The organism is Candidatus Methylomirabilota bacterium, assembly GCA_027293415.1.
Lineage (GTDB): Bacteria > Methylomirabilota > Methylomirabilia > Methylomirabilales > CSP1-5 > CSP1-5.
Window position 1 is genome coordinate 1 of sequence record JAPUFX010000190.1, and the last position, 3,002, is coordinate 3,002.

Annotated in this window: 3 protein-coding genes; all 3 read left to right on the plus strand. The window is 60.1% G+C overall.

The genetic code is table 11. The features are described 5' to 3' along the window. Nucleotides 1–797: ATP-binding domain-containing protein (locus O6929_12875; protein MCZ6481273.1), on the plus strand; the 797-nt coding region annotated here is incomplete at its 5' end. Continuing rightward, nucleotides 794–1,480: a M23 family metallopeptidase gene (locus tag O6929_12880; protein ID MCZ6481274.1), complete on the plus strand. Its 687-nt coding sequence runs from the start codon at nucleotides 794–796 to the stop codon at nucleotides 1,478–1,480. The genes O6929_12875 and O6929_12880, both read left to right, overlap by 4 nt. After that, nucleotides 1,477–2,787 carry a hypothetical protein gene (locus O6929_12885; GenBank protein ID MCZ6481275.1) on the plus strand — a complete coding sequence of 437 codons (1,311 nt, stop codon included), beginning with the start codon at nucleotides 1,477–1,479 and terminating at the stop codon, nucleotides 2,785–2,787. The genes O6929_12880 and O6929_12885 overlap by 4 nt, the downstream gene beginning before the upstream one ends. Nucleotides 2,788–3,002: the final 215 nt, after the last annotated feature.

Sequence of the window (3,002 nt, forward strand, 5' to 3'; positions counted from 1 at the left end):
GTTCCATACTCCACGATCTCATTGCCTCGGGATCCGTTCCGGTGGTCCGGCTCACGGAGATCTTTCGTCAGGCCAAAGAGAGTTGGATTGTGGTAAATGCGCATCGGGTGAACCGGGGTGAGTTTCCCCATCTCCCCGAGTTCGGGGCGGCTGACTTTGCCTTCATCGAGCTCGACGACGCGGAGGCGATCCGCGATCGCGTGAAGAAGCTGGTAACGACAGAAATTGAAAGCCGGTACGGCCTGAACCCCCTCCTAGACATCCAGGTCATCACCCCGATGAACCGCGGCCCCTTGGGGGTCGCCACCCTCAACCAAGACCTTCAAGCAGCCCTGAACCCTAAAGGTGAGGAGATTATCCTGGGGGGGCGACAACTCCGGGCGGAGGACCGGGTGATGCAGACTCGGAATAACTATGATAAGGAGGTATACAACGGCGATCTGGGTTGGATCAGTCGAATCGACCGGGAAGATCAGCAGCTCTGGGTCCGGTTCGATCACAGGGAGATCGTGTACGACTGGAGCGAGCTCGATGAGCTGAGCCTCGCCTACGCCATTTCAGTCCACAAGAGTCAGGGAAGTGAGTATCCGGCCGTTGTCTTCCCGCTCCACACATCCCACTACATCATGCTCCAGCGCAATCTCCTGTATACGACCCTGAGTCGGGGAAGACGTCTCGTGGTCATGGTTGGCAACAGGCAGGCCGTCGCAATCGCGGTGAGGAATGCCCGGCTCCGGGAACGTTACAGCCTCTTGCCGGACCGCTTGCGTCGGCACCTGTCGGGGAGGGCGTCGTGAAGAAGCGGTGCCTCGGGGCCCTCTGTCTCTCCGTCCTTCTCCTCGCATCGTGCGGTGTGCGTAGGCAGTCCGCTCTGGGAATCTATCATCGGGTCCGTCCAGGCGAGACCCTTTACCGAATCGCCAAAACGTATGGGGTAAGCGTGAAAAAACTGAGCCGGGTCAATCGGATCTCCGATCCTTCGAATATTCGGGCCGGGGATCGCCTTTACATTCCCGGGGCCCGGAGGGTCAAAAAGGTTCCAGTCTATCGGTCCGAACAGACGGCGGTCCTGGAACGGAAACTTCCCAGAGAAGAAGCCCGGGCAGTCAAACTCCACTTTGCATGGCCGGTCAAGGGGAAGATTCTTACTCAATACGGGATTCAGGATGGGTTCAAAAATAATGGGGTTGGTATCGCGGCCTCAGAGGGGACCCCGATCCGGACCGCGGAAGCGGGGAGAGTAGTATACAGCGGGGCGGATCTTCGGGACTACGGAAATCTTGTCATCATTGATCACCAGGGAGGCTTCGCCACAGTGTATGCCCACAACCGGATAAACCTCGTGACAATGGGGGAAAGGGTGAAAAAGGGGGAGGTGATCGCCGAGGTAGGGATGACCGGGATTGCCGAAACCCCTTACTTGCACTTCGAGATCCGACGAGGCGGCAAGGCCAGAAACCCTCTCCCATTTCTCAAGTGAGGCGTGCCACCCCAAAGGGACCTTCTGTCCTGGCTCAAAAACTTCTCAAGCGTCTGCCGCGCCGGCAGCAAGATCTCGTCAAGACCGCTACTATCCTGGGAGAGCGGCAGGGGGTGGCAGTCTACCTCGTCGGGGGACCGGTCCGGGACCTCGCGCTAGGGAGCGCCAGCACCGACCTCGACCTGACTGTGGCCGGGGATGCCCTTGTGTATGCGAAAGCGTTGGCGGCTCAACTGGGAGCCCGGGTGACCATCCATCGCAAGTTTGGGACGGCCACCCTTATCCTCCAAGACGGCCTTCGCCTCGATGTGGCGACCGCCCGGCAGGAGTCTTACACCCATCCCGCTGCTCTACCAGATGTCTCGCCGGGGACCATCGGGGAGGACCTATTTCGTCGGGATTTCACTATAAACGCCATGGCGGTGCGGCTTGCCCCTCGGGGAGGCGAGCTCCTCGATCCCTACGGGGGGCTCAAGGACCTGGAGCAAGGTCTCCTGCGTGCCCTCCACGAGGGAAGCTACCGGGATGACCCAACCCGGATCTTCCGGGGAGCCCGATATGCCGCCCGCTATCACCTGCACTTCAGCCGACGGGACCGGCGGCTGATCCGAAGCGTCCTGGCGGAGAAGGTGCTCAAGCGGCTCTCCAAGGACCGCCTCTTTCATGAGCTCAAGCTGGTGCTGGGCGAGCCCAGGCCCGAGGCGGTCCTGCTAATCCTTCGGAAGCTCGGCGTCCTTAGTTCTCTCGATCCTGCGTTGGTCCTCGGCCCCACCACGGTTGCCCAGATGAGACGCGTTCGCCGGGCGTGGGAGCGATACCACCACCTGGAGATCCCTCCAGAGCCTCGGCTGTGGCGCCTGTATCTTTTGGTCCTTCTGCTGTCCGTGACTCCCAGGATTCGCCACCGGGTCGGAGGACATCTCGGGATGAAAGGCCCCCCCCTCGATGTGTTGATGATGGAACTCAAAGAGCTTCCGGGTCTAGAGGAAAAACTGGATCAGAGGCAGCTTCAGGCCAGCCGGCTTCGCCAACTGCTGGATCGTGTTTCCGGGGAACTGCGCCTCTTGGTCTGGGCCATCGGGGGAGGACGGGTGAGAAAGCGAGTGGACCGGTATCTCACGCATCTGGCATCGGTGAGGCCCGCGCTCACCGGGCAAGACCTCAAGAGCTTAGGCTTCCCTCCAGGACCCACCTACCGTCGGATCCTCGATCTTTTGCTCGAGGGACGACTCGAGGGGCGCTTACGGAGTCGCGACGACGAGATCAATCTCGTTCAGCAGCGCTTCGGCCGCCACCGTGATTTATAAACATTACTATCTCTGACCCGTCCCCTAGGCGCCTCCGTCAACAAGCGACTTGACCCCTCCCGGGTCTAAGCATAAAATGCTATATTTGGGTATAAATAGTACCTAAAATACGTGTTGGGAGCCCTGAGCTTGCCGAAGGGCTCTCCCGTCTGAACTATCCGCTCTCCACTCTCGCCCCTCACCTCTCCGCTAAGGACTTGCCACGAGCCTGCCAT